The organism is Shewanella sp. SR43-4 (genome assembly GCF_014163845.1).
Lineage (GTDB): Bacteria > Pseudomonadota > Gammaproteobacteria > Enterobacterales > Shewanellaceae > Shewanella > Shewanella vesiculosa.
In genome coordinates this window covers 1-26,568 of record NZ_JACJEB010000023.1, presented here as the reverse complement: position 1 = coordinate 26,568, position 26,568 = coordinate 1, and the positions used below count along the sequence as shown (strand labels likewise).

Genomic DNA, 26,568 nt, shown 5'->3' with positions numbered 1-26,568 from the left:
TGTTAATGACTTCTATGAATAGCTTGATGTGGTTCAGGCAAGACTTACGTGTTGCCGATAACCCAGCATTAGTTTCGGCTTGTCAATTTGCCAAGCAACATCAAAGTAAGGTTAGGGCTGTGTATATTGTGACTCCGTCGCAATGGGCGCAGCATGATGTCGCGCCAATACAAATTAACTTTATTCAGCGGCACGTCAATTTATTAGCCCAGTCACTTGCTGCGTTAGGCATACCCTTGGACGTACTGCATCTTGAGTGGTTTAGTGATACTCAGGCTGCGTTAAATGATTACCTGCAGCAGCATCATATTGATGCCGTGTTTGCCGGTAGCGAGCCGGAAATTAACGAACGCCGCCGCGACAGTGGCTTAATTGAGCAAGGGTTACCCCTGACGTTAATTGATCAAGACTGTGTATTGGCAAGTGGGCAAGTACAAAATTTGTCTGGTGATATGTATAAGGTGTTTACCCCATTTTCGAAAAAATGGAAAAGCATTGCCAGTCAAAAAGCGATAGTTCCCCTCGCAGTGCCAGCTCCAGTTGCGGCAGCCTTGCCATCACCTGCCGCTATTGAGTTTACTTGCCTTTCGCGTAACAGCGAACAATGGGCTGCTGGCGAAGGTGCAGCAAAGCGAATACTTGAACAATTTTTAGCAAGTCAGGTTGCAGATTATCAAGCAGAACGAGATTTCCCCGCCCTTGAAGGCACGAGTCGCTTATCACCCTTTTTAGCTATCGGAGTGGTGAGTTCTCGTCAATGTGTTGCGGCAATATTAGCGCGATACCCAGAAGCATTAGTTGATGATACTTGCGCGGCGAAAACCTGGTTAAATGAGCTTATTTGGCGTGAATTTTATCGACATCTGCTCGTGGCATTTCCGCATTTATCAATGGCGCAAAATTTTAATGAGCTGGGTAAAGGGATTGTTTGGCGAAATAATGCTCAGGAGTTTACCGCCTGGTGCGATGGGCAGACGGGTTATCCGATTATTGATGCTGCCATGCGCCAATTAAATCAAACGGGTTGGATGCATAACCGCTTACGTATGGTGGTCGCCAGTTTTTTAACCAAGCACTTATTGGTCGATTGGCGCTGGGGTGAACGTTACTTTAGGCAGCAATTGATTGATGGAGACTTAGCGGCCAATAATGGTGGTTGGCAATGGTCTGCTGGCACCGGATGCGATGCGCAGCCTTATTTTAGGGTATTTAACCCTATGACCCAAAGTAGTAAGTTTGACCCTGATGGCAGTTTTATTAAACGTTACGTTCCAGAGGTTGCCCGCTGGTCGTTAAAAGATATCCATGAACCTAAAACGGTTAACGTTAATGACTTATTTGCCTCACCACAAGGCGACAGTTATCCAAAACCTATTGTTGAACACAAGATGGCCCGCCTCCGGGCAATAGAAGTGTTAAGTGCGTTAAAGCGTGGTTAATCCTATTTATTGTCACTACTGACGAGCTATTGAGTTGATTAACTTGACTGCTTAAGTTCGTAAATCGGTGAATACAGTTTAAGGCCGCTATTATCTCTTATGATAATAGCGGCCTTTTTTTGGGCTTAGATCACACTATGGGCTTGGCTAAGCGGTCGATTGGTGAGTATTGATTGAAGCAGTTCAATTAACGGCATAGAATGACTTATTAAAGATTTAAAATTTATGCATGTTTAAATCTTGTTGCTGTTATGCCACTAAGTGAGTGAACTGTTTATGTTAAATATTGATGATCCTGCGGAAACTGATAACACTCCTGCTATATGGCGTTTAGGCTTTAGACCATTTTTTTTGGGTGGGGCGAGTATCGCAGCCTTATATATTCCATTGTGGTTAATGGGTTGGTTTACGCCACAATTTAGCCTATTTAACAGTGAATTTTGGGCTAACGTGGTGCCGTTATGGTGGCATCCTCACGAAATGTTATTCGGCTTTGCCATGGCGATAGTATGTGGCTTTTTACTCACAGCCGTTCAGGCGTGGACTAACCAACCGACCATTAAAGGGCGCGCATTAATGCTCACCTTTGGGTGTTGGTTTATTGCTCGCTTGATGTTGCTGTTGCCAATGAATATTCCTTTATTTTTACCGGCAATATTCGACAGCTTATTTTTAGGCTTGAGCGCTTATGCATTGTGGCGTTGTATTTATCCCGTTAAGCAATGGCGAAATATTGGGTTTCCGCTGCTATTGCTGGTGGCCTTAGTGGTCAACTTAGTCAGTTACTATGCTCTGTCTGAACGTAACTTCTCGTTATCAACTCAATTATGGCAAGGGATGATTTGGTGGTTCGCCATGGTGATCACTGTAGTCGGTGGCCGCGTGATCCCATTTTTTACCGCAATGAGAATTAAACAACCCAAACCCGATCCCATTATCGCACTCGAGAACACGTTAATATTGGCAATGGGTTTACTGTTTATTCAAGCCATCACTCATTGGCTTCCTAAGGGGGCAGAGCAACTGCTGCTAGTTGTTGCAGGCATATTACATTTACTCCGTTTTGCCCGATGGCAAGCACATAAAACCCTCAAAGAGCCGATGTTATGGTCGTTACATATATCGTATTTTTCGTTGCCTATCACACTGTTATTAATGGCTGTAAATATTGATAACGAATATGCCTATCGTACCTTGCTGCATCTATTTGCCATTGGCGGGATTGCTTCATTATGTTTATCAATGATTTCAAGAGTTTCACTTGGGCATACTAGTCGTAATATCTACCAAGGACCTAACATGACCTGGGCATTTTTATGTGTGCCGCTTGCTGCAGTGTTACGTGCCGTTATGCCTTTGTTGATGCCTGAATACACGCAAATTTGGTTATGGGCAGCAGGGGCTTGTTGGTTTATGGGCTTTGGATTATTTGTGTGGTTTTACGCGCCGATATTAATGCGACCACGTCTTGATGGTCGTCCGGGATAATCTGGCCACTGTATCTTTTATATCAAGTATTTAAGCAATAACCCGGCTAGGTAGTTAAACAGACGGTGTCATAACCAGTGAACCCATTTATAGATAAGCAGTACTTTATGCTTAGCTCTCAAAGATTAATTAACGTGATGAATAAACAAAGGTTAGCAATATGATGGATCTACTTATCGAGGTGATAATGAAGGCTACGCAGCCGATGCGAAGCAAGATAGGCTTAAGTGTTATTCTTGGGGCAATAGCTCTGTTGAGTCTAACCTCTTGGTCGCTCAAAGGTGCTGAGGTGGATCCTAATCAACTAAAGTTTCCACAGCAATATTACTCTTGGCAAGCAACCGAAGACCAAGTAGAGCGAGACGATATACTGGCGCAATATCCTGCCAATATCATTTTATGGGCTGGTTCATCATTTGCCAAAGAATATCATAGCCCTCGCGGGCATCAGTTTGCTGTAGCTGACGTGACACATACCTTGCGTACTGGTGTTGCAATAGCTGAAGGTGACAAAGGTTTATCAGCCAGTTGCTGGACCTGTAAAACACCCGATGCCCCTAGATTGATTAAAGAAATGGGTATTCAAGGTTTTTCAGGTGCCAATTTTGTCGATTTAGGCCGTGAAATCAAATCCGTTGTTTACTGCAGTGATTGTCATGTTGATGGCAGTGCTAAACTCGCATTACCTCGACCACATGCACAAGATGCGATGGCAAAAATTAAACTGCCTTTTGATAAGCAAAACCACACAATGCAAGGGGCACAGGTTTGTGGTCAATGTCATGTGAGTTATTATTTCCAGCCTGAAAATAATAACAAGGTTAATATTCCATGGATTTTTGGCAGCACTGCCGATGAAATTGAAAAGTATTACGACACACGTCGCTTTTACGAATGGATCCACCCTATTTCTAAAACCCCAATATTAAAAGCGCGTCATCCAGAGTTTGAACATTGGAGTCGTTCGGCTCACGCTAAGCAAGGCGTGACCTGTATAACCTGTCATATGCCGCCTGCGACCGATGAAAAAGGCGCTACATTTAGTGACCATAAGGTTGGTGGTGCATTAGACAATTTTGATCGTAGTTGTGCAAATTGTCATAGCAGTAAAGCGGCCATCACCAAAAAGCTTGATAAAACCAAAGCTACTATTGATGCTAAAGCACGACATGTAGAGTCATTGCTGATTAAGGCGCATTACGAAGCCAAAGCTGCGTGGGATGCGGGGGCTACATGGGCGCAAATGAATGATGCGATTATGGCTATTCGTCATTCACAATGGCGTTGGGATTTTGCCACTGCATCGCATGGTATGTACGCTCATAATCCTAAAGAAGGGATTGAACTACTGGATAAATCGACTGAACAGGTTACTTATGCCCGTCAAGCATTGGCCCGCATATTAAGTCAAATGTCAGTTACTGAAGTCGAGTACCCAGATTACAGTACCAAAGAAAAAGCCCACGCCGCTATTGGCTTTGTTGAAGCCGACGCGATGAAGGCGAAACATGCATTTATTCAACAGGAAGTTGATAAATACTGGCATCCAGTGGCCAAAACAGGTTACTCAGTTTCTGAATAAAACACACTATTACTGACTTTATTAACGCCTAAGCTCTGCTTAGGCGTTTTGCTGTGTGGCTCATTTAACATGTTGATCTACTTTTGCGAGTATGTCGTATCAACCCCCATAAGTTTTTATTTGTTTCACGGTCATTAAATGCTTTTATCTGATTGTCATATAAGGCATTGTTATATTTATGTTCCGTGAGTTTTTAGGGTCGCGTGGTAGGAGTCTGTTAATGCAAGGTGCACAATCGATAGTTGATACTCAATCAGTACCATTAAATACGGACAATTCTGCGTCTGTGAGTGGTCATCCGGCTATTGTTGATGCCTTTATTAATATGTATCAACAGCTCAATAAAGATAATTTGTTTCTACTCAGTCAAGTCTATCGCGATGATATTTGCTTTAGAGATCCGATGCATCATGTCCAGGGCATGGAAGCATTAACGCATTATTTTGCCAACATGTATCAAAACGTCACCCACATTGAATTTGATATCAAAGAAGTGGTCATTGGTGCTGATAATCAGCAAGCCGCTTTGTATTGGACCATGAGTTATACACATCCTAAATTAAGTAAAGGCCAGCTAATAAATGTTGAAGGCATGTCGCAACTTAAATTTTCCGATAAGATATTTTCTCATAGAGACTACTTTGACCTAGGACAAATGCTCTATGAGCAAGTGCCTTTTTTAGGAGGTCTCATCGGCTTACTTAAAAATAGGGTGGCGAAGTAATGGCAACTGTTAACGTGAGTTCCAAGGCCGTATTAATTACTGGAGCCAGCTCAGGTATTGGGTTAGCTTTAGCTGAATATTACCTTGAAAAAGGTATTGCTGTAATAGCTTGTGGCCGAAATGCTCAAGCATTAGAGGCGATTACAGGCGCCACACCGCTAGAGTTTGATATTACTGATAATGAGCAGGTACAAGCCGCAGCCGCTAAGCTTAAGCAACTATTGCAGCATAATGGTTGGCAGCTACAGCAAGTGGTATTGAATGCCGGAAGCTGCGAATACATTGATGATGCATTGCATTTTGACTCGGCTTTATTTGCGCGAGTGATCAATACCAATGTGGTTGCTATGGGTTATTGTCTAGAACATTTTTTACCGCTTTTAGGCCGTGGTGCTCAGCTGGGGCTGATGAGTTCAAGCGCCACCTATCTGCCGTTTCCGCGTGCCGAAGCCTATGGCGCATCAAAAGCGGCCATTACTTATTTAGGTCGCAGTTTACGAGTTGATCTTGCCAAACATGGGATTGGGGTTAGCGTGATTTGCCCTGGTTTTGTGAAAACCCCCTTAACCGCTAAAAATGACTTTGCTATGCCAATGCAAATCTCGCCTCAGCAAGCCGCTGTGGCCATTTATAACGGTATGCAACGCCAAAAATGTGAGATCCATTTTCCAACCAAATTCACTTGGTTACTTAAATTAGCCTCTTTATTGCCAGAAAAATTATTAGTGTCTTTATTGGCTCCTAAATAGCTCGCTCAAGTCAATCAACAATAAAGTCTTAGTGTCAGGGATTAACGAAATGAAAAATATTGCTGTAATAGGTAGTGGAATTGCAGGCTTAACGAGTGCCCACTTACTCAGCCGGGAACACACGGTAACTGTGTTTGAGGCTAATGATTATATTGGTGGTCATACAGCTACCATAGATGTAGAAGTTGCTGGCCAGCAATACGCAATCGACTCAGGCTTTATTGTGTTTAACGATCGTACTTATCCGCTTTTTGAAACTTTAATGGCGCAACTTAAGATTAAATCGATACCCACTGAAATGAGCTTTAGTGTTAACAATGCACTCACGGGGCTTGAATATAATGGCCATAATTTGTGGAGTTTATTTGCCCAGCGCCGTAATTTATTTCGTCCAAGTTTTTACAAGTTTTTAGGCGAGATAGTTCGGTTTAATAATGGTTGTAAAGTGATTTACGAGGCAGATAAATACCCTACGGCTTCACTAGGTGAATATCTTGACCAGCAAGGTTTTTCTGCCTTTTTCTGTGAGCATTACATTTTACCTATGGGCGCGGCTATTTGGTCTGCCAGTATTGATGATATGCGCGGTTTTTCACTGCGATTTTTCATTCGTTTTTTCCAACATCATGGATTATTAAATATTAATGATCGCCCGCAGTGGTATGTACTTGAAGGCGGTTCGCGCAGTTATATTCCTGCTTTAACGGCACCTTTCAAAGATCGCATTCAGCTTAATTCTCCCGTTACAGGTATTAAGCGTAGCGATGATGGCGTATATGTTCAAGTGGCTAAAGGGGAATGGCAGCGTTTTGATGATGTGGTATTAAGTTGCCATAGCGATCAGGCATTAGCGATGTTAACTGATGCTACTCAAGACGAGATTGACGTGTTAGGTGCAATGGAATACCAGAATAATGAAGTGGTATTACATACTGACATTAATCTGTTGCCTAAACGCAAAGCGGCATGGGCAAGTTGGAATTATCGTTTAGATGGTAAAAATCAGCAAGATATTGCCCAGCGTCCTGCCAGTGTGACTTATAACATGAATATTTTGCAGTGTTTACCAGCCAGTGCGCCAACATTCTGTGTCACCCTCAATCAAACGGCGTTAATTGACGAACGTAAAATTTTGCGTAAGTTTAATTATGCTCACCCAGTATTTAATGATGCCAGCATGAAGTCTCAAGCAAAAAGATCGCTTATCAATGGTAAACACAATACCTACTTTGCGGGAGCTTACTGGCACAACGGATTTCATGAAGACGGTGTTCGGAGTGCGGTTGAAGTATGCGATCTTTTTGGGATTAGTTTATGAATCAACCCACATCGGTAATGAAACATGATCAATTAAACAGTGGCATTTATTGTGGCAAGGTTAACCATCGCCGTCATACGCCTAAGGTGCACAGTTTCGGTTATAACATTGCGATGATGGCAATTGATTTAGATGAACTGCCAGCATTAACGGCGGTGAGTAAGTTGTTTTCAACAGACAAGTTTACCCCACTTAAATTTAAGCCTAGCGATTATCTCAATGCGCTTGAGCAGCAATTTGGTGAGAAACTTGCGTTAAGCCAAGCTTGTGTAGGCTCTGATGCTGTGGCATTGAAACATCGCGTGTTGGCAACCATTGAGCATTTAGGTGCTACACAAATATGCGATAAAGTGATATTTTCTGGGCAGATACGCCATTTTGGTTTTTATTTTAGTCCGGTCAATTTTTACTTTTGTTATCATCAAGATGAGCTAATCTATATGCTCGCTGAGGTGAGTAATACTCCTTGGAATGAGCGTCATTGTTATCTGGTGGATATTGCCAATACTACTCAAACAGACAAAGTGTTTCATGTGTCGCCTTTTATGAACTTAGATATGCATTACTTGTGGCGTATTACGCCCCCAGCTAAACATTTGAAAGTGACTATTGAAAATAGAAATGCCAATAACGATAAGCTATTTGATGCTGGTTTAGTGTTAAAACGCCAACTGATTACCTCAAGTTCGATACGCCAATTTATGTTGGGTTACCCATTGATGACGCTCAAAATTATGTTGGGTATTTATTGGCAAGCTATGAAGTTATTTATTAAACGGATCCCATTTGTTGGCAAGCAGACCGTTAAGTTGAATTAATCATTATTGAAAAATGTAAACCAAATAAGTGGTTATCACGTATTACAGTTGCATTACGCCAATAAAGCGATCGAATAAGACAGTGTATGAACTGGAGAAATGACATGGAAAATATGGTGACAGAAAGTAGTATGACTCAAGCGAGTTTATCTGACAGCCTGGCAAGGAAAATTCTTCTTCGCGCATTAGCGCATCTTGCTGAAGGTCATTTAACGATTGTTGATGGTAACCAAACTTCAGAATTTGGCGATCCTAAAAGCGATGTGCACGCCACAATGCAGGTCCAGCATGCTAACTTTTATCGTCAAGTGGTGTTTGGCGGTTCAATTGGCGCTGGTGAAGCTTATATTCAAGGCCATTGGTGTAGCCCTGATTTGACCAAAGTGGTGCAGATTTTTGCCAAAAACCTAGCCTTGTTAGACAATATCGAGCGTTATTTTTCATGGTTGAGCAATGGTCTCAATCGCATTAAACATGTATTTAATCGTAATTCTGAAACCGGCTCTAAGCGAAATATTCTGGCGCATTATGATTTAGGTAATGACATGTATAAAGAGTTTCTTGACCCAGAAATGATGTATTCAAGTGCACTTTATCCGGCAGATGATAGCAGTCTAAATGAAGCGCAATTACACAAGTTGCACACCATTTGTGAGCGTTTAGATTTAAGTCCAGGCCAAACCTTGCTTGAAGTAGGAACCGGTTGGGGCGCTTTGGCCATTTATGCGGCGAAACATTATGGCGTGCATGTTACGACCACGACCATTTCCGATGCTCAGTACGATTATGCACTAGCGCGAGTGAAGCAAGAAGGGCTTGAAAATAGTATTACCTTATTGAAACAAGATTATCGTTTATTGACGGGTGAATATGACCGAGTCGTATCGATTGAAATGATTGAAGCTGTCGGCCACGAATATTTAGGCGGTTTTTTCGAAAAACTGCAGCATATGCTTAAACCAGACGGGCGCATGCTTATCCAGGCGATTACCATTGCCGACCAACGTTACAATAGCTATCGCAAGAGTGTCGACTTTATACAGCGCTATATATTCCCCGGCGGTTGCTTACCGTCGGTGAGTGAAATGACTCGTCACATCGCCAAGAAAACCGACATGGTCACCTGGTCTATTGATGATATGGGTAAAGACTATGCACGTACATTAAAGCATTGGCATGAGAATTTTGATGCTGCTTACGACAAAATAAAAGCCTTAAATTATGGCGATGACTTTATTCGTATGTGGAAGTTTTATCTGAGCTACTGCGAAGGAGGTTTTTTAGAACGTACTACAAGTACAGTGCATTTAGTTGCCGTGCGTCCTCAATACCGATCTTAATCAATGATAGTGTTTTCTGGCTATTTACATCCCCGGTAATATATTACCGGGACGTCTCATCCTGTGTGTGAGGTGTTATGTCTTCTTACGGTATTCCGCCAACGTTATTTATCTTAATTAACGCCGTGTGCTTCCAATTAGTTTGGTGGGCGGGAGTACTGGCTCAAAATCAACTCATATTACTGTCTATTTTATTGATCATTAGTCACTTTTTATTATCACCATCAGCGCGTCATGATGCATTAGTTATGGGTGTTTGTGGGGCAATTGGCATCGCGGTTGATAGTCTATTAGTGTGGTTTGGCGTATTTGAATTCGCTAATATCCCTTATTGGTTGGGACTATTATGGCTCTATTTTGCACTTTGTTTAGACTACAGCTTATCTGTGTTCAGAAAGCTCCCTCTGTGGTTACAGTCAGTATTGGGTGGGGTATTTGGTTGTTTAAGTTATCTTGCTGGCGCTAAATTTGATGCCGTGGAGCTGCCATTGGGAGATGCTTGGAGTGCATTGATATTGGCACTGATCTGGAGTGGCTTATTTCCCGTACTGTTAATAATCAGTAGCAAAAAACTCCCGTATTACAACGGTGGCTCTCGTTTTGGAGAATCCTAGATGAAAACCTTAACCAAGGCTGCTAAATCGCAGCCACATTGGCAGATACCCCAATCGATGCACTGGTTAGCAGAATTACTCTTTGGTGTGATGGGCGCACTGGTATTAGCACTTGTTGTTATGTTGAGTGTCAGTGATGCTTTTGCTAATGATGGTGACAGTGTTTCACATATTGCGACAACAGCCCCCTTGGTTAAAGCCGACACAGCTGATGTGCCATTGATTGAAGTTGGCACAGCCGACATGAGTCTTCTGTGGCTGGATATTTATAGCGCTAAATTATTTTCCATCGACGGTAAATATCAAGCTAATCGATTTCCAATGACTCTCGACATCCAATATCACCGCGATATTGATGCCGGTGATTTGGTTGATGCGACAATTGAGCAATGGCAGCATCTAGGGTTAACTAAAGATAATATTGAGCTTTATCGTCAACAGATAGTCAAAGCATGGCCTGATGTTAAAGAGGGCGACAGACTCACGTTTAGAGTTAACACGCCTGAAGATGCAGCATTTTTACTTAATGATAAGCCATATTATCAAGTTAATAACAGTCAGTTCCCTGAAGCTTTTCTCGATATCTGGTTGTCAGAAAAAACCAGTCACCCCGAATTACGTAAACAATTAATTGGAGTCAACTAATGCGCACTAGTCTATTATCCATACCTCAAAAGATATCTGTTTCAGCGCGCGGCATGATTAAAAAGTTTGCTCATGTGTGTTTGTTTAGCGGATTACTTTTAGGTGTGATGTCATGTTCATCAGCCTCAATTGAAGATTATCAACAAACGACGCCTAAGTTAGACTTAGCCACATTTTTTGACGGTAAGCTAACGGCGGCAGGCATAGTACAAGATTTTTCTGGCAAGGTGACGCGTAAATTTACTGTGACTATGGAAGCGCACTGGACCGACACGCCACAAGGTAAGCAAGGTGTGATTAACGAATGGTTTGTTTACGATGATGGCGAAAAACAAACTCGAGTATGGAAAATTACTGACAAAGGTAATGGTATTTACCAAGGCACAGCCAATGATATATTAGGTATTGCAGAGGGTGAGTCGCGCGGCAGCGCATTACACTGGCGCTATGATATGCAATTAGCTGTAGATGGCAGTGAGTATCAAGTGCATTTTGATGATTGGATGTTTTTAGTCGATGACCAAACCATTATCAATAAAAGTGACATCATTAAGTTTGGTGTTACCGTTGCTCAGGTCACTTTAGTTATTGCTAAGCAAGCTGATTAAGTAGCGGACCAAGCTATAGGCTGGTGCTCTGCGAACATAAAAAATGGACTCTAATGAGTCCATTTTTTATGTTCGTCATTAAGCTGTATTAGCCTTTAAGCTTAGACGCATCAACATGTTTTTTATCGTAATATTCAAATGGAAACTGATTGCGGATCTGTTGTACTAGGTTATCGCCTATATTGGCCGAAACATGTAAACGCACGTCACCTGACTTTTCCGCTCTAACAGTGCAAGTGAGTTTGTTTGATTTAGCGATTGCACGGCAGTCTCGCTCAAACTTCTCTGGTATTTTGCCTTTATGTCTGTTGAGTTTGCCATCTTTGAAATGCATTTCAAAAAGGGTTAATCCACGGCTACCACTGAAAATTAGTTTGTAGGCCAGAAAAAATAATACTGCAATTATCAGTACTTTGATGATGGTATCAACCATAGTTTGCTCCTTTAAACCGTATATTTATACGATGGCTATTACCATAAGATACTATGCTACGCTCTGGATGCAATGCTAATTTATTAAAATATATGCGCTAGATCCAAGTTATATTCTATGGTTAAGACCTTATTGATTAATCCAAGATGATTTTGTCATTTGAGTGCTGCCTAAACTAAATTTGCTGTCATTTAACCTAGGGCATAATGGATATCTGAGTGGTGATCTTTAGGCTGGTTTAGTTATCGAAATGGCTTTATAAACGATGAATATGTGCTACATTTAATGACGATGCAGGTGCATGTAAATGGATGTATAACTTATTTAAGGACTAAATATGTCACTCTCTAATGCTAGTCGTTGGGCCGAAATCTGTGAAATCCAAACATCTTTAATGCTCGATTTAGCTGATAAATTCCCGCAGCGACGCGAATAATTACAACATATTGCTGACGGCTGGCAATCCGTTAAAAAGCAAGCCCAAGGGCAATTGCTAAATGGATTGTCGACCAAATAACTTCTGCTTTATGACCTTTATAATCAATATCCAATCTTAGTTTATGGTTTAACCATAAAAAAAACCGCATTATGCGGTTTTTTGTTTTTAACACCGGCTGATAACCGTTTAATCGCCAACACTCATGTCACATTGCAACTTGTACATAGTGAGCCACAATGGGCTAGTGATAATACGATAAACAATGATCAGCGCTGTTGCGTAGCAATTAACCCCTAGGGGTTAAAATGCGTAACTAACGCTGGCTAGTACTGTGCCTGAGTTTTTATATAGCCCAGAGCTTACTTTGTAATCACCACTCATGTCGGTGTCTAAATAAGCTAAAGATAAGCCAAAACCAGAGACTTCGGTTGATACGCCCACAGAGTAATCTGAATAGCTGTCAAAACCTTCACCATCATCAATGGCGTCACCAAAGTTGTAGCCATAATGCAGGTCTAAACTCCAGTTTTCGGCAAACTCCCAGCCATAATTGATTTCGGTATAGTGCAGATCAAGATCGCTTCCACCGTAGTCATTAGTATACCAATAGGCTGCTCTGAAACCACTGAAGTCGATACCTGCGCTAATCTCCAAATAATCCAGATCGCTTTCGCCTGGGTAGTTGTAACGATATAAGGTTAAGTCATAACTGGTATCGTCGTTAAGTTCACCATAGTAACCAGCATACAAGTCTATTTCGACGTCTGGGCCATTGTACTCTGGCTCATCGAAATCGACATTACTGCCCCAAGCACCGACAAAAAAACCACTTTCATGGCTCCAATCGATATTAGCTTGTAGCGCTGGATCCCCTGCGGTTTGTGATATTCCACGGAAACGATAATCGTTGGTTACAGTGACCGCACCAGATACTTCTGCCGTGGCTAACGGAGCCAGAAGAGTAGCTGATAACGTTAATCCGCTTAACAGTGCAATTCGCGTTCTTTTAAATGTTTTCGACACGATATTATCTCCATTTACATAAAATACAGTGACTGATATTGAGCTATCTAGCCACTGCGTATGCCACTTATCAGAAGCAAAACCGTCATGGTTTCGTCTGTACCGCATGGCGGTGAAACGTTACTGTTGTTCAAACATAACGTAGATTTTTTTACAGTGATTAACCACTTCCCACGTGCCGGTAAATCCAGCTGGAATAACAAACTTATCACCCGTACTGACGGTTAAGCGTTGGCCTTGACTGTCAGTGATGATGCTAGTGCCTTCGAGAATGTCGCAATATTCATATTCGCTATAATTAATGTTCCAACTGCCAGACTCACTTTGCCAAATACCGACATTAAATTGCTTACATGGGCTTTCAAAATGATTTTGTACTGACTGTAATGGATTACCTGTTATCAGTTTTTCATTGGCCAAGTGATAAGACTCAACCGCAGTTGATTGGCGACTAAATACGGTAATATCGCTAATGTTTTTGTTCATCGTATTCACTTATTTCATCGTAGGCATGATAAATGCTGAAGGTTCGTTACTGTCGCTTTTAGCTTGTGGCCAGCGAGCCGTAATGGCTTTTCGCTTAGTATAAAAACGTACTCCATCAGGTCCGTGCATATGCAGAGGCCCAAATAGTGAGCGTTTCCACCCCCCAAAGCTATGAAATGCCATAGGAACCGGAATGGGCACATTCACTCCGACCATACCCACTTCCACGTGGTGACAAAAATGGCGTGCAACTTGGCCGCTTTGAGTGAAAATGGCGGTGCCATTGCCAAATTCATGTTGGTTAATTAACGCCAAGGCTTCGGCATAGGTATCGACGCGCACTATTGCTAATACAGGGCCAAAAATTTCTTGTTGGTAAATGCTCATGTTTGGCGTGACATGATCAAATAAGCACGCACCCAAAAAGTAACCTTGCTGGTGGTCGCTAATGCTGATATCGCGGCCATCAACCACTAACGTCGCGCCTTCATTCACGCCAGCATCAACGTAATCACGTACTTTGGCTAAGTGTTGCGCCGAAATTAACGGCCCCATGTCCATTTCCGGCGTCACACCGCTACCCACTTTTAAGGCACTAATTTGTGGCAGTAATGCTTCCACCAATTTGTCAGCCACATCACCAACCGCCAATACGACTGATATCGCCATACAGCGCTCACCGGCACTACCGTATGCAGCTCCCATTAGCGCATTAACGGCTTGATCTAAGTCAGCGTCTGGCATCAATAACATATGATTTTTAGCACCGCCCAACGCCTGTACACGTTTACCGTGAGAAGAAGCTGTACTGTAAATATACTCAGCAATAGGGGTTGAGCCAACAAAGCTGACGGCGTGAATATCAGGGTGAGTTAACAAGGTATCAACCGCTTCTTTATCACCATTGATAACGTTAAATACACCATCAGGTAGACCGGCTTGTTTAAGCAATTCGGCAATAAACATTACTGCACTTGGATCTTTTTCAGATGGCTTCATGATAAAAGCATTACCGCAGGCTATCGCGATAGGGAACATCCACATTGGCACCATCACTGGAAAGTTAAACGGAGAAATACCCGCCACCACACCTAATGATTGGTTAACTGACCATGAGTCAACGCCGCCACCGACTTGCTGAGTATGTTCGCCTTTGAGCAAATGTGGAATGCCACAAGCAAACTCAACGACCTCTAGCCCTCGGGTGATTTCACCTTTAGCATCATCTAATACTTTGCCGTGTTCAAGAGTGATTAATTGTGCCAATTTATCAACATTTTGCTCGACTAAGGCTTTAAATTTAAATAATACCCGAGCACGGTTGAGTGGGGTGACTTGTGACCAGGTTTGGTAAGCTTTTTTGGCCGCACTAATCGCTAAGCTCACTTCTTCATGACTCGCCAGTGATACTTGGCCACGGGTTTCACCCGTTGCAGGATCATAGATTGTTTGATTACGCTGACTCGCTGGTGTGTGTTGCCCATCGACAAAATGAGTAATGTTAAGCATGAACTGGATCCTTTTAAGCAAAATAGGTATTCAAGAAATTGGTATTTAAAAACGATTAACCAACCGCGTTAATCGCATCGCTTATGTGATTAACCATGTCGTCGATTTGTGATTTTTCTACAATCAATGGCGGTGATAACGCGATGATGTCAGCGGTTGCTCGCACTAAGGCACCTTGCCTAAAGCAGTGATCAAAAATGGCGTAACCTCGCTTACCCACACCTTTATCGCTCGGTGCCAGTTGGATACCTGCCACTAAACCTGTATTGCGAATATCAATGACGTTTGGCAGTCCTTTAAGGCTGTGAACGGCTTGTTCAAAGTAAGCCTCAAGTCCCTTAGCGCGTTCAAATAAGTGCTCATCTTCATATATTGATAAAGTTGCAAGTGCTGACGCTGCGGCAACCGGATGGCCTGAATAAGTGTAACCATGGAAGAATTCAATTAACTCATTAGGGCCATTCATACATGTATCGTGAATGGTATTACTAACAAATACAGCGCCCATTGGAATTGCACCGTTATTAATCGCTTTCGCTGTGGTTATCATGTCTGGCGTCACTTGCCAGCGTTCACTGGCAAAAGCAGCACCAACTCGGCCGAAGCCAGTGATCACTTCATCAAAAATAAGCAAAATACCGTGTTTTTGAGTGATTTCACGCAGGCGCGCTAAGTAACCGTCTGGTGGCAGAATAACCCCTGCTGATCCTGACATCGGCTCGACAATGACCGCGGCAATATTTTCCGCGCCATGTAACGTAATCAGTTGCTCAAGCACTTCGGCTTTATCTAAGCCATGTGGAGGTAAACCATGACTGAAAGCATTATTGGCAATGTCGAGAGTGTGAGGCAGGTGATCAACACCTTGCAGTAATTGTTGGCTGAATGTTTTACGGTTATTACTAATGCCACCCACTGAGATGCCACCAAAACCGACACCATGATAGCCAAGCTCACGGCCGATAAAGCGCGTTCGAGATGCCTGACCATTGGCTCTGTGATAACAAAGTGCCATCTTAAGTGCAGTATCAACCGACTCTGAGCCTGAATTGGTAAAAAATACCTTATCTAATCCATCTGGACTGAGCTGACTGAGTTTATGCGCTAATTCAAATGCAAGTGGATGACCCATTTGAAACGACGGCGCATAATCCATTTGGCTAATTTGTTTACTTACCGCTTCTGAGATCTCTTGCCTTCCGTGTCCAGCATTACAACACCATAGACCTGCGGTAGCATCGAGTACTTTATTGCCTTCAATATCGGTGTAATACATTCCTTGTGCCGAAACAAGGAGACGTGGATTGGCTTTAAACTGCTTGTTGGCGGTAAATGGCATCCAAAAGTGCGCCATATTTGGCCAAGATTGTGATGAATCGCTGATTCCATTTTGCTTATATTCGCTCATAAATTGACTCTACATTGATAGCTACAATTATTAGGGATTCATCTTAAACTGATTAAATAATGAGTGACGAATATTCGCTATGCTATGTCAAAAATAATGAACATAAAAGTGTTTTGTGCATTTATTTAAACTAAATGTGCCTATTTTGTAAAATATATTGAAAATTTCTTGCTGTTCAGCATAATCAGGTGACAATATTGATTAACATAAATGTGTCAGTAATCCATTTTAGACGGCACAAATTAGTCTTGGCACCTGCTTTATTTCTTAGTTTTGGTGTTTATCAATCCATTTATTATTTCGAGGTCACAATGAGTACTCCAACAAGTCGTAGCGATTGGGAAGCACTGGCAGCAAGTTTACAAATCAATGGCAGTGCATTTATCAATGGTCAATATCAAAGTGCTGTGTCTGGTGACACTTTCGACTGTATCAGCCCAATTGATGGCAAAGTTCTTGCCAAAGTCGCGAGCTGTGATTTAGCCGATGCAAACCTTGCTGTTGCCAATGCGCGTGAAGTATTCGAAGCGGGTACCTGGGCTAATTTACCACCAGTAAAACGTAAAGAAGTCATGATTAAGTTTGCCGATTTACTTGAAGCTAATGCCGATGAAATGGCGTTACTCGAAACCCTAGATATGGGGAAGCCCATTCAGCATTCTAAAGGGGTTGATGTTGTCGGTGCTGCCCGTGCTATCCGTTGGTCTGGTGAAGCAATCGATAAAATTTATGATGAAATAGCGCCAACAGCCCATAACGAAATTGGCATGATCACCCGTGAAGCCGTTGGTGTGGTTGCCGCGATTGTACCGTGGAACTTCCCGATGATTATGGCATGCTGGAAGCTAGGGCCATCATTAGCGACAGGTAATAGTGTGATTTTAAAGCCATCAGAAAAATCACCATTAACCGCTATTCGTATGGCCCAGTTAGCCATTGAAGCTGGTATTCCTGCAGGCGTATTAAACGTATTACCTGGTTTTGGTCATACAGTGGGTAAAGCGCTGGCGTTGCACATGGACATTGATACTTTGGTATTTACCGGTTCAACAAAAATTGCCAAACAGTTAATGATTTATGCGGGTGAGTCGAACATGAAGCGCGTATGGTTGGAAGCTGGTGGTAAGAGCCCAAACATTGTGTTTAACGATGCTCCAGATTTGAAAGCGGCAGCAGAAGCCGCTGCGGTAGCGATTGCGTTTAACCAAGGCGAAGTGTGTACTGCTGGTTCTCGCTTATTGGTTGAGTCAGGCGTTAAAGATGAGTTAATCAAGTTGATAGTTGAACAAATGCAGGGCTGGCAACCAGGGCATCCACTTGATCCTAAAACCACTTGTGGTGCTATGGTCGATCAACAACAGCTCACTAATGTATTGAACTATATTAAAAGCGGCAGCGAACAAGGTGCTACCTTAGTTGATGGCGGCAAGCAAGTGATGGTAGAAACCGGCGGCATGTTTGTGCAACCGACTATTTTCAGTAATGTTAAAAATGACATGAAAATTGCCAGTGAAGAGATTTTTGGTCCTGTGTTATCGGTTATTGAATTTGATGGCATGGAAGAAGCCATTAAGATTGCCAACGACACTATCTATGGCCTAGCTGCTGGTGTGTGGACCTCAAACTTAAGTAAAGCCCATAAAACGGCTAAAGCGCTGCGCAGCGGTATGGTGTGGATAAACCATTATGACGGTGGTGACATGACGGCTCCATTTGGGGGTTATAAGCAGTCTGGTAATGGCCGCGACAAGTCATTACATGCGTTTGATAAGTACACTGAACTTAAAGCGACTTGGATTGCTCTATAGTCACTAAGGTTTTAGATGTGAAAAGCCCTTTATTTGCTAATAAAGGGCTTTTTTATTAGTAGGTATTCAAGCTAAAGAATGTGATTACTCGCCCTAAACCACAGTGTATAAATGATTCAAAATTAGTCAGATGATAAATTGATTGCAGGATGATCTCACGGTTTATTTATGATTAACATATCAGCATAGATGCAAAAGCATATTGCTAAAAGTAACACCTTTCTAGCCCCCCTTATGTGGTGAGTACTGCCGCCAAATATGCTTCATCCAGCGACTATTGTCCTAGTCATTCCCGTCAAATTTCTCAGTTTTCATTGTTATTTAGCTACCTTTGTATTTCTTATTTACTCTTTATTTAACACTAGCCTTAAGTATTAATTATCAATTTAAATGTCAACCTTTGGTTTTATCATTGGTTGATAAATATGGTTTTTAGCATTTTAAATCAATTATTTAAATTGATATGTTGGCAAGATATTGGTAATAATATTTGCTGGTTATATCCTTTTAGCTGTTGATGGCGACATTCAGCTAATCACAATTTTGCTAGTTGATATTATTTGAGGTGACTCATGTTTAACAATCTAAAGCTCGGTGCAAAAATCAGTGGCGGTTTTGGTTTGGTGCTCATACTACTTGCAATTGTTGTGGTGACTAGCATTAGCGCACTTAACTCATCTGGTTCGAGTTTTCTTCATTATAAATCACTAGCACAAGACACGAATATCGCCGGAAGACTTCAGGCTAATATGTTATTGGTGCGTATTAAGGTGAAAGATTATCTCATCAGCCAGTCCGATGAAGATTTAGTCGAGTACAACAGTGATGTGACCAAAATGAAAACTTACCTTGAGGAAGCGAAAAAGCAAATCAAGGCGCCTGAGAGAGCCGCGCAGATTACCTTTGTTGAAGAATCATTTCGCACTTACCAACAATCATTTGAGCAGGTTGTTGAGTTGATTCGACAAAGACATAAAATCAATGACACTCAGCTGGTACCAAGCGGAGAGAGAATGCTTGCCACCATAGAAAGTCTTATTCAATCGTCAAATGATAATGAAGATAATCAAGCGGTTTATTATGCCAGTTATGTTAAAGACACCCTGCTAATGGGGCGTTTATTTATGGTGAAGTATTTGCAAACTAATCAAGAAAGTGATTTTGGCTTAGCCCTTGAGAAAATGACTAATCTGATGGCAACTAAGCTCGATCAACTCGATAAAAATCTTAATCAAAGCGAGCAAAGAAGTTTAATGCTCGAGTTTGAAAAAAACCATAAAATTTACTTAGCATCAATGAATCAGGTACATGATTCTATTGTCAGCAGAAATAACTTAATTAAAAATGTTTTAGATGTGCATGGCCCTAAAATCGCTCATGCCACAGAAGACATCAAACTCTCAGTAATGAATGAGCAAAAAGCATTAGGCTCTGAGCTTGATGTCACCATTGCAGACAGTATTCAGTTCACATTGATCATGTCTATCGCTGCAATCGTCATAGGGCTCGTTATTGCATATCTTCTTACCATCAGTATTACTCGGCCCATCCAAACCGCTGTTAATGCGGCAAATCAATTGGCTTTAGGCGATTTAACGGTTCGGTTAGAGAGTAGCAGTAAAGATGAAACGGGTATGTTGCTCAATGCTATTCAAGACACGTCAACTAAATTAAAACTGATGCTCACCACAATTAATGCCGCCAGTATTGAGTTAGCATCAGCATCTGAAGAGCTCGCTGTTGTCACAGAACAAACGTCCAATGGGATTTCTCGACAAGAATCTGAAACGGATATGGTTGCCACCGCAATGAATGAAATGGCTGCAACCGTTCATGATGTTGCAGATAGTGCGGCAAAAGCGGCCGATGCCGCTAATCAGGCAAATATTGAATCATTATCAGGTTCACAAGTTGTGGACCAAACAATAAGCTCTATCAATTCTCTGTCATCGAGTGTGAATGATTCCTCAGAGAAATTACACGAAGTGCAAAAAGAAGTCCTAAACATCAGTTCCATTTTAGGTGTTATTCGAAGTATTGCAGAGCAAACCAATTTACTCGCGTTAAATGCTGCTATTGAGGCCGCAAGAGCAGGAGAGCAAGGGCGAGGTTTTGCCGTTGTGGCTGATGAAGTTCGCACTCTTGCTGAGAGAACTCAAAGGTCAACGTCTGAAATCCAGACCATTATTGAACAACTTCAGGCCGGAACAGAAAATGCTGTCTCTGTGATGAGCCAAGGAAAAACACAAGCTGAACATTGTGTAGCGCAAGCCAGTAAAGCCAATACTGCACTAAAATCAATTACGAATGCTGTAAATTTGATCAATGACATGAACATGCAAATAGCCAGCGCCGCAGAAGAACAAAGTTCAGTGGCTGAGAGCATTAATGAGAATATTATTAATGTTAAACGTATCGCCGAAGAAAACTCACAAGCTTCAACTCAAACCCGCAGTTCAAGTGCTGAAATAGCCCGTTTAGCTGAGCAGTTAAACCAGCTAGTGTCACAATTTAAGGTGTAGGATTTCATTTATCCAGCGAACAACGATATGGATATTGATCGAGCACAATGAGGTTAATTGCTATCAATAGCTGAATGACTTGCTATTGCGTTATGACAGTGCAATATTGTTGTTTTATAAACAAATTGCAGTGAGGTTAATCGTGAATAATCCTTTAGTGACAACTGATTGGTTAGCATTACATCTTGATGATCCTGAGCTTGTGTTACTTGATGCCAGTATGGAAATTGTGCTGGGAAAAGAGCCATTAGTATACGATGAACTTTTCGTTATCCCTGGCGCGTTATCATGCCAAATGGACAAGCTTTTTTTTGATCATCGATCATCACAAACTCATGCAATGCCTACGGCTGAGCAGTTTACTGATACTGCGCAGTCATTGGGAATAACCCATAACAGCACTGTAGTGATTTACGACAATCAAGGTATTTATTCTGCCCCGCGAGCGTGGTGGACTTTCAAAACTATGGGTTTTGATAAGGTATTTGTACTCGATGGTGGTTTACCACAATGGCAAGCAGAAGGACGAGATACCGTCCGCCAATTCTCATCTGCTACTCACTCAGGCGATATCAAAGGTCGTTTGCAACAACACAAAATGTGTGACACTGAGTTTGTGTTAACCCATCTTGGCCATGCCAATGTTGATGTGATTGATGCTCGTGCAGCAGGGCGTTTTAATGGTACCTCACCAGAGCCTAGAGTAGGCATGCGCAGTGGTCATATTCCCGGTTCGCTCAACTTGCCTTTTGCGCAGGTATTAAATGGTTTTAAAATGAAATCGATTCGTGAATTGCATACTATTTTCGCGACCTTAGATACCAGTAATAATGCTCAACGAGTGTTTAGTTGCGGTTCAGGCATTACCGCATGTATTTTGATTTTAGCTTCCTATGTAGCCGGACACCATCAAGCGGTTTTATACGATGGTTCTTGGGCTGTGTGGGGCGGAGATGCAGCTTTACCAATAGAGTAGGGCCAATATTGCTGTCATTCCGGCATTATTTTTTGAGCCGGAATCCAGCTTTTTTATGGCCTACGGCCACTAACGTCGTGGTGCTTTGCTCATAGCAGAGTAAGAGCAAACCAACGGCTGTTGCCTATTTACTCTTTATAAAAGAATTAGCCCAGCTGCCCTGTAACATTTTCGCTTTTTACAAAACAACAGCTGCGAAAAGGTCGCCATGGGGATTGAGCCAGCTTTTGGCTTAGTTTGAGTTCCGCTTCGGCCATCTTATTAATAAATAGTGAAAATACTAACGCTTCCTATGGGAATCTGATGTGAATGGATTCACGAATGTCGTGGATGCTAAAGAATGACATTCCTTCTCGAGAGCGAGCGGGCATCTGATAGACAGGATGTCTGAATACCTAAAGCACATGGTCAATGATGTTCCCGACATCATTATGACATTTCCAATATCCATATAGGTCAGATGTGCGAGACAGGCCATGTCAGGCTCACGCATTCTTTTATAAAGAGTCTTCAACGCACTCAATCAAAATGAAACCGGATGGTTAAAGCAGCAACATAATCTAAAAGCTATATAGTCCAACGACCTGCAATGAGAGGTATTTGGCAATAATGTTCAGTTAGAGTCTGATTAATCAATATTATCGAGGAAGTGACATCATTTACTTGTGGATAATGAACTTGTTGTGCTAATTTTTTGCCAACTCAACATCATGATGGAATATGAATGCGTTATCTACTGCTCGCTATGCTGCTAACCTTAACCGGTTGTGCAAGCAAACAACCTATTTTCAGCCTTGTTATCGATCCTTTACTTCCCAATACCATTAATTATAACGGTGAAATTAACCCAGACAATGTTGCCGCCTTTGAACAAGGTATAGCAAATAGCTCAACTCAAATCACCTCATTGGTTATTACTAGTGGTGGGGGCGATGTGTTTGCTGGAATACGATTAGGTGAATTGGTATATCGGCATAAATTAAAGGTCACAGTCGATAAAGTCTGTGCGTCATCTTGTGCTAATTATGTTGTAACGGCCAGTGATGATGTGACGATAAAACAAGATGCCCTGTTAGGTTGGCATGGTGGGGCGTTACAACCACTATTATACGGCTCGGAAGACTTAAGTAAGTACAGCAAAACTATGGTTGAATATATTTTGCAGTGGGAACAAGCCGAACGTGTATTTTTTGACAAGGTTAAGGTTAATCAAGCTGTCACAGTATTGGGGATGATGCCAGGCTTAAAAGATAAACGAAACACGCCATTATACAGTTATGATCAGCAGACGTTAAAAGCGTTAGGTTTACATATTACTTTTGAAGACAAGCAAGCAACGCTTTCTAAAACCGGCGAAGAAATAGTACAAATATTTAGCTTAAGCCCTGAAGTGTTAGACACTTTAATGATGCAGCATGCTCAAAGGTTGCAGCAATTATAATTGAGTAGCATATTTCATTTTTTCAGTTAATAAAGTGTCATGACATCGAATCTGAATCTAAGCAGACAATTTATATACATTCAGTCAGTAGATTGTGAGTCACTTAATCATCGCCATAAAAGCTAATGCATTAAAGGAAATTAAAGTGAATTTAGCCTTATTTGATTTTGATGGCACGATTACGAATGCCGATATGTATAGTAAATTTTTACGTTACTCGACCACAGGTGCTCGATTAATAGTAGGTAATGTGTTGCTCGCTCCTTTTGTGATTATGTATAAATTGGGCATACTTCCTGCCAATAAAATGCGCCCCATTGCCAGTTTTGTCGCTTTTTATCAAAAAGAACACCATGCGCTTGATGTAATGGGATTGGATTTTACCAAACAAGTTATTCCTCAGTTCATTCGATCTCACGCACTTGATAAAATTCGCTGGCATAAAGATAACGGCGATCATGTTGTTGTGGTATCTGCATCCATTGATATCTATTTAAAGCATTGGTGTAATGAATTAGGAGTGATGTTGATTTGTAGTGAGTTAGCGGTAAACAATGGCAAATTATCTGGCTTTTATACCTCAGGCGATTGTAGTGAAAAAATGAAATCTAAACGGATCTGTGAACGTTTTAATTTAGATCATTATGATTGTGTTTATGCTTACGGCGATACCGCTGAAGATTTAGATATGTTGAGTATTGCTGATGAGAAATACATGAATTGGGTAAAGGTTAAAGATTAAATTAGACTCATTTTACAATAAGTCGCTAACGCATTGTTGCCCCAAAGTTGGTTAGGCTATGACCTGCGGCCACTAAAGTCGTGGTGCTTCGCCCACACCAGACCAAGAGGAAATCAACGGCTATTCCCTCTTTACTCTTTATAAATGAATTAGCCCAGCCGCCCCGCAACATTTTCGCTATTTACAAAACAACAGCAGCGAAAAGGTCGCCATGGGGATTGAACAAGCTTTTAATTTCATTTGAAACCTGCTTCGGCCTATCTTGTAATAAGGAGTGAAAATACTAACGCTTCCGATGGTACATCCTGTACCGCGAAAGCTAAGCTCACATCCATGTGAGCTTCACGCTATTTTCTTCAACGTCCTCAAGTTCAGAGTTGAATCACGCCAATTGCAAGCAAGGTATGCAAATCATTTATGCCCCTTTCAATGTTAGGGGCGATTGCCCGCTCAGCTCAGTTCAGTTCAGTTCAGTAGAACTTCATTTGGCTTACTTTTCCTAATACCATTAATGTGTTTCAATATCTGGTGTTGAGGAAAGAATAAACTGAAGAGGGCTCTATAATGCATCCAGAATGTGATGAACTGTCTTTATGGGATGATGCGATACGTCTGGTGAGTGAAAATAAATACGACCAAGCTATTTATCTATATAAAAGTATGGCTAAAAAAGGAATTGATGAGGCGTTGGTTGAAATAGGGCGGCTGTATGAAATGCCATCAACAGCGACTCTTGAACAAGACTTTTCAAAAGCGGCTACATATTATAAAAAAGCGATTGATTTAAGTGATGACATGTATGCTTATACGGCTCTTGGAAGGCTTTACTTTTTTGGGGTCGGTGTGGATCAAGACTACATAAAATCAAAACAGTTGTATTTGAAAGCTGCGAATATGGACGGACTAGTAGCCACATTGATGTTAGCTCGTATTTATCGTTACGGGCATGGTGTTCAACCTAATTTAACTAAAGCAAAAGAGCTCTATAATAAATCAATTAGGCTTGGAAGCTATGTAGCCCTAAAGGAGAGTGGTGGGTTAGATATTTCTTGTGGTGAGGTTGTAAAAGGAATAGCAAAAGTAATAAAGGGGACTTGGAATATTTTCTTAAGGGTGCGAAAAGACATATCTAATTATGGAGTTATTGTTAGTGAATGTGTAAAAAACCAATAGAGAATATTTATCAGGACAGGTATGACCAATCGAATCTAGGTCGCGTTAATGTTGTTAACTTATTCACTCCTAAATTAGCCTCAATCATTGGTTTTTTGTTGCGCTGAAGAATGCAATTTAACCAGCAGAATGTGCCGTGCTAACCAGTAGAAGGTGTCAATTGTGAACAGTAGCCTGTGCAATTGTGAAGTGGGGCTGTGAATTTTACCACTTACTCAGAAGTTTTCAGTACAAAACCTTATCTGAAAAATATTAATAGATTAATCGTTCTAACAAAGTTCTGTCCATTTTTGAGTCAGCGACATCTTCGCTGACTCACTTATGCCCCAAAACGAGTTTCACTTTATTAATATAATCACAACTATATCTAATGGAAGTCACTATTTTTTTGCTTGAAAACATACACAACACTGGCCAAAATAACTATCTACTACATATGATTAGTGGAGCAACATCATAATGAAAAAATTAATACTTTTTTTATTCTTTTTTCTATTATTTTTAAATGCTACTGAAGCTTATAGTAGCAGCTCTTTTATTGAGCAAATGAAAGATTTATGCCTAAATACTGAAGCGACTCACTGCTCTAGTGAATTGTACAGTATAGGGCAAGAGAATGAAGATGCTGTCGTTTACATCAAACAGCCTGAATTCATTTTTGATAAATATTGTGTGGAATTGGAAAATAAACATGAGCTATCATCTCGAGTGTATACCTTAAATTCATATATATATGTTGGCAGGTCTATCAATGGAACTTGTTCAGACTATATTCGTTATACACAAGATCATCATGGGAAGTCTTTGTATATTGATGCTAATGCTTTAGATTTTATTTTTTCGATAAAAGATGTATTTCACAAAAATAAACTCAGGAGTAAATGCCTTAATAAGTCTGATGATTTTTATAACAATATCGATATTTATGGGGTGAATATATATCCAAGTATTGTCGATGGTAAGCTAAAATATGAAATAAGCATAACTCAAACAGGCGATGATGTTTTGTACTCGATGTACTTTGATTCAACAACTCATGCGGAAGAATGCGAAAGGGAAAGAGGCCGAAAGCCATAGCACTACAAAGTTAATAAATAATCGGATATGACCAGACAAAGGACAAACTATCGTTAGCTCAGAAAATACTCCTCCCTAATACAACTGTTCTTTTATACAGAGTGAGCAGTAATTTCGTGGGGTTAGAATTTATATGAGCAACGTAATAAAGAATAAATTCTAAGCCACTTTTTTCCATTTTCCAGTTAGGGTGGGCAACACATTTC

At 41.3% G+C, this 26,568-nt stretch carries 23 protein-coding genes; 18 read left to right on the top strand and 5 right to left on the bottom strand.

Annotated elements, in window-relative coordinates; genetic code table 11:
* The first annotated feature begins 5 nt into the window (after positions 1-5).
* From phrB to H5123_RS18955, 11 genes are all read left to right on the top strand, one after another.
* Positions 6-1,439: a deoxyribodipyrimidine photo-lyase gene (gene phrB / locus H5123_RS19005; protein ID WP_182698975.1), complete on the top strand. Its 1,434-nt coding sequence runs from the start codon at positions 6-8 to the stop codon at positions 1,437-1,439.
* Positions 1,440-1,715: 276 nt separating this feature from the next.
* Positions 1,716-2,927 carry an NnrS family protein gene (locus H5123_RS19000; RefSeq protein WP_182698974.1) on the top strand — a complete coding sequence of 404 codons (1,212 nt, stop codon included), beginning with the start codon at positions 1,716-1,718 and terminating at the stop codon, positions 2,925-2,927.
* 160 nt (positions 2,928-3,087) lie between these two features.
* The gene (locus H5123_RS18995) at positions 3,088-4,509 is read left to right on the top strand and encodes an ammonia-forming cytochrome c nitrite reductase subunit c552 (protein ID WP_182698973.1); all 1,422 of its coding nucleotides are present in this window, start codon (positions 3,088-3,090) and stop codon (positions 4,507-4,509) included.
* 220 nt (positions 4,510-4,729) lie between these two features.
* Positions 4,730-5,233: a nuclear transport factor 2 family protein gene (locus tag H5123_RS18990; RefSeq protein ID WP_404948331.1), complete on the top strand. Its 504-nt coding sequence runs from the start codon at positions 4,730-4,732 to the stop codon at positions 5,231-5,233.
* A complete protein-coding gene (locus H5123_RS18985) occupies positions 5,233-5,982 on the top strand; it encodes an SDR family NAD(P)-dependent oxidoreductase (protein WP_182698972.1) in 750 nt (249 codons plus the stop codon). Before H5123_RS18990 ends, H5123_RS18985 begins: the two co-directional genes overlap by 1 nt.
* A 49-nt stretch (positions 5,983-6,031) precedes the next feature.
* Complete coding sequence (locus H5123_RS18980) at positions 6,032-7,300, top strand: NAD(P)/FAD-dependent oxidoreductase (protein ID WP_182698971.1); 1,269 nt, start codon at positions 6,032-6,034, stop codon at positions 7,298-7,300.
* Positions 7,297-8,118 carry a DUF1365 domain-containing protein gene (locus H5123_RS18975; protein WP_182698970.1) on the top strand — a complete coding sequence of 274 codons (822 nt, stop codon included), beginning with the start codon at positions 7,297-7,299 and terminating at the stop codon, positions 8,116-8,118. Before H5123_RS18980 ends, H5123_RS18975 begins: the two co-directional genes overlap by 4 nt.
* A 104-nt stretch (positions 8,119-8,222) precedes the next feature.
* Positions 8,223-9,458, top strand: a complete 1,236-nt coding sequence (locus tag H5123_RS18970; protein WP_182698984.1) for a cyclopropane-fatty-acyl-phospholipid synthase family protein — start codon at positions 8,223-8,225, stop codon at positions 9,456-9,458.
* A 77-nt stretch (positions 9,459-9,535) separates the two neighbouring features.
* Positions 9,536-10,072 (top strand): DUF2878 domain-containing protein, encoded by a 537-nt coding sequence (locus H5123_RS18965; RefSeq protein WP_182698969.1) that lies wholly within the window; start codon positions 9,536-9,538, stop codon positions 10,070-10,072.
* Positions 10,073-10,717 carry a chalcone isomerase family protein gene (locus tag H5123_RS18960; protein WP_182698968.1) on the top strand — a complete coding sequence of 215 codons (645 nt, stop codon included), beginning with the start codon at positions 10,073-10,075 and terminating at the stop codon, positions 10,715-10,717. It abuts the gene before it with no gap.
* A 53-nt stretch (positions 10,718-10,770) separates the two neighbouring features.
* Positions 10,771-11,325 carry a DUF3833 domain-containing protein gene (locus H5123_RS18955; RefSeq protein ID WP_182698983.1) on the top strand — a complete coding sequence of 185 codons (555 nt, stop codon included), beginning with the start codon at positions 10,771-10,773 and terminating at the stop codon, positions 11,323-11,325.
* 88 nt (positions 11,326-11,413) lie between these two features.
* Here H5123_RS18955 and H5123_RS18950 read toward each other — a convergent pair whose 3' ends face one another.
* The 5 genes from H5123_RS18950 to H5123_RS18930 all read right to left on the bottom strand — a co-directional run bounded on the left by H5123_RS18950 (position 11,414) and on the right by H5123_RS18930 (position 16,623).
* Positions 11,414-11,758: a DUF3634 family protein gene (locus H5123_RS18950; protein ID WP_124017894.1), complete on the bottom strand. Its 345-nt coding sequence runs from the start codon at positions 11,756-11,758 to the stop codon at positions 11,414-11,416.
* Between the two features lie 739 nt (positions 11,759-12,497).
* Entirely contained in the window at positions 12,498-13,220 is a 723-nt protein-coding gene (locus H5123_RS18945) for a TorF family putative porin (protein WP_310736154.1), read from the bottom strand.
* A 120-nt stretch (positions 13,221-13,340) separates the two neighbouring features.
* Positions 13,341-13,706, bottom strand: coding sequence for a cupin domain-containing protein (locus tag H5123_RS18940; protein ID WP_124017897.1), 366 nt, complete (start codon positions 13,704-13,706; stop codon positions 13,341-13,343).
* Between the two features lie 9 nt (positions 13,707-13,715).
* A complete protein-coding gene (locus H5123_RS18935) occupies positions 13,716-15,215 on the bottom strand; it encodes a CoA-acylating methylmalonate-semialdehyde dehydrogenase (protein ID WP_182698966.1) in 1,500 nt (499 codons plus the stop codon).
* A gap of 55 nt (positions 15,216-15,270) precedes the next feature.
* Positions 15,271-16,623: an aspartate aminotransferase family protein gene (locus H5123_RS18930; RefSeq protein WP_182698965.1), complete on the bottom strand. Its 1,353-nt coding sequence runs from the start codon at positions 16,621-16,623 to the stop codon at positions 15,271-15,273.
* A gap of 311 nt (positions 16,624-16,934) precedes the next feature.
* On the opposite strand from H5123_RS18930, the gene H5123_RS18925 reads away from it, so the two are divergent.
* From H5123_RS18925 to H5123_RS18895, 7 genes are all read left to right on the top strand, one after another.
* Entirely contained in the window at positions 16,935-18,431 is a 1,497-nt protein-coding gene (locus H5123_RS18925; protein WP_182698964.1) for an aldehyde dehydrogenase, read from the top strand.
* A 572-nt stretch (positions 18,432-19,003) separates the two neighbouring features.
* Positions 19,004-20,953: a methyl-accepting chemotaxis protein gene (locus tag H5123_RS18920; protein ID WP_182698963.1), complete on the top strand. Its 1,950-nt coding sequence runs from the start codon at positions 19,004-19,006 to the stop codon at positions 20,951-20,953.
* A gap of 142 nt (positions 20,954-21,095) precedes the next feature.
* The gene (locus H5123_RS18915; protein ID WP_182698962.1) at positions 21,096-21,929 is read left to right on the top strand and encodes a sulfurtransferase; all 834 of its coding nucleotides are present in this window, start codon (positions 21,096-21,098) and stop codon (positions 21,927-21,929) included.
* 724 nt (positions 21,930-22,653) lie between these two features.
* A complete protein-coding gene (locus H5123_RS18910) occupies positions 22,654-23,370 on the top strand; it encodes a hypothetical protein (protein ID WP_182698961.1) in 717 nt (238 codons plus the stop codon).
* Between the two features lie 145 nt (positions 23,371-23,515).
* Positions 23,516-24,112, top strand: coding sequence for an HAD-IB family hydrolase (locus tag H5123_RS18905; RefSeq protein ID WP_182698960.1), 597 nt, complete (start codon positions 23,516-23,518; stop codon positions 24,110-24,112).
* A 564-nt stretch (positions 24,113-24,676) separates the two neighbouring features.
* Positions 24,677-25,285, top strand: coding sequence for a tetratricopeptide repeat protein (locus H5123_RS18900; protein ID WP_182698959.1), 609 nt, complete (start codon positions 24,677-24,679; stop codon positions 25,283-25,285).
* Between the two features lie 459 nt (positions 25,286-25,744).
* Positions 25,745-26,362 (top strand): hypothetical protein, encoded by a 618-nt coding sequence (locus H5123_RS18895; RefSeq protein WP_182698958.1) that lies wholly within the window; start codon positions 25,745-25,747, stop codon positions 26,360-26,362.
* Positions 26,363-26,568 lie beyond the last annotated feature (206 nt).

Coding starts and splice junctions, on each gene's coding strand:
- phrB (WP_182698975.1), top strand. CDS start 6: ATGACTTCTATGAATAGCTTGATGTGGTTCAGGCAAGACTTACGTGTT.
- H5123_RS19000 (WP_182698974.1), top strand. CDS start 1,716: ATGTTAAATATTGATGATCCTGCGGAAACTGATAACACTCCTGCTATA.
- H5123_RS18995 (WP_182698973.1), top strand. CDS start 3,088: ATGATGGATCTACTTATCGAGGTGATAATGAAGGCTACGCAGCCGATG.
- H5123_RS18990 (WP_404948331.1), top strand. CDS start 4,730: ATGCAAGGTGCACAATCGATAGTTGATACTCAATCAGTACCATTAAAT.
- H5123_RS18985 (WP_182698972.1), top strand. CDS start 5,233: ATGGCAACTGTTAACGTGAGTTCCAAGGCCGTATTAATTACTGGAGCC.
- H5123_RS18980 (WP_182698971.1), top strand. CDS start 6,032: ATGAAAAATATTGCTGTAATAGGTAGTGGAATTGCAGGCTTAACGAGT.
- H5123_RS18975 (WP_182698970.1), top strand. CDS start 7,297: ATGAATCAACCCACATCGGTAATGAAACATGATCAATTAAACAGTGGC.
- H5123_RS18970 (WP_182698984.1), top strand. CDS start 8,223: ATGGAAAATATGGTGACAGAAAGTAGTATGACTCAAGCGAGTTTATCT.
- H5123_RS18965 (WP_182698969.1), top strand. CDS start 9,536: ATGTCTTCTTACGGTATTCCGCCAACGTTATTTATCTTAATTAACGCC.
- H5123_RS18960 (WP_182698968.1), top strand. CDS start 10,073: ATGAAAACCTTAACCAAGGCTGCTAAATCGCAGCCACATTGGCAGATA.
- H5123_RS18955 (WP_182698983.1), top strand. CDS start 10,771: ATGATTAAAAAGTTTGCTCATGTGTGTTTGTTTAGCGGATTACTTTTA.
- H5123_RS18950 (WP_124017894.1), bottom strand. CDS start 11,758: ATGGTTGATACCATCATCAAAGTACTGATAATTGCAGTATTATTTTTT.
- H5123_RS18940 (WP_124017897.1), bottom strand. CDS start 13,706: ATGAACAAAAACATTAGCGATATTACCGTATTTAGTCGCCAATCAACT.
- H5123_RS18935 (WP_182698966.1), bottom strand. CDS start 15,215: ATGCTTAACATTACTCATTTTGTCGATGGGCAACACACACCAGCGAGT.
- H5123_RS18930 (WP_182698965.1), bottom strand. CDS start 16,623: ATGAGCGAATATAAGCAAAATGGAATCAGCGATTCATCACAATCTTGG.
- H5123_RS18925 (WP_182698964.1), top strand. CDS start 16,935: ATGAGTACTCCAACAAGTCGTAGCGATTGGGAAGCACTGGCAGCAAGT.
- H5123_RS18920 (WP_182698963.1), top strand. CDS start 19,004: ATGTTTAACAATCTAAAGCTCGGTGCAAAAATCAGTGGCGGTTTTGGT.
- H5123_RS18910 (WP_182698961.1), top strand. CDS start 22,654: ATGCGTTATCTACTGCTCGCTATGCTGCTAACCTTAACCGGTTGTGCA.
- H5123_RS18900 (WP_182698959.1), top strand. CDS start 24,677: ATGCATCCAGAATGTGATGAACTGTCTTTATGGGATGATGCGATACGT.
- H5123_RS18895 (WP_182698958.1), top strand. CDS start 25,745: ATGAAAAAATTAATACTTTTTTTATTCTTTTTTCTATTATTTTTAAAT.